Consider the following 617-nt stretch of genomic DNA (forward strand, 5'->3'; position numbering starts at 1 on the left):
ACGTCGGGGGTGGAGGCGTAGTCCCCGTAGGGGATGCCGTATCTCTGGAGTCGTAGGAAACGGCTTTTCCGTTTCCCTCCGCAGAGCGATGTGCTCCGGTCGCCGAAGAAGCACCATTGAAGTATGAGTACAGCGACCTTCACCCCCATCCAGTCCGGGCATGTCGGCCCCCCGCACAGCGGGGCCACGNNGCCGTCAAGGTGTTCGTGGCCGCCGCGTTCAGCGTGGCCGTCCTCGGTGAGTACGGGGAGGAGGCGGGCATCATACGCTGAGCCTGATCGACTAGTGTCGCGGCCGTGACGTACCCGACCGTGACTGTCCGGTCACTCCTGGCAGTTGGCGCACTCGCCCTGTCGTTGACCGCACTCGCCGTATTCGCCGCGCTCTGCCCGGCGGCCCCGTTCGTCCCGACCGGCCCGACCGTCTCGTTCACCGAATACGTCCAGCCCGCGTCCGCCGCTTCACCGCCGTTCGCAGCGATCCTGTTCGTCCCGGTCACCTGGCTGCCCGTCGCCACGCTCAAGGCCGTCGTCGTCGTGGGCAACGTGCTGCTGCTCGCCCTTCTCGTCAGGCTGTCCTGGCGTTTCGCCGCGCACCGTCACGCGCCCACCCCCGTC

Annotated in this window: 1 protein-coding gene; it reads left to right on the forward strand. The window is 67.8% G+C overall.

All coding sequences use genetic code 11. The features are described 5' to 3' along the window. Window positions 1-296: 296 nt before the first annotated feature. Window positions 297-617 (forward strand): glycosyltransferase 87 family protein (locus BHU15_RS37620; protein WP_255293320.1); only part of this gene is annotated, 321 nt, incomplete at its 3' end.

This window comes from Streptomyces niveus (assembly GCF_001723055.1).
In the GTDB taxonomy this organism is placed as follows: Bacteria; Actinomycetota; Actinomycetes; order Streptomycetales; family Streptomycetaceae; genus Streptomyces; species Streptomyces niveus.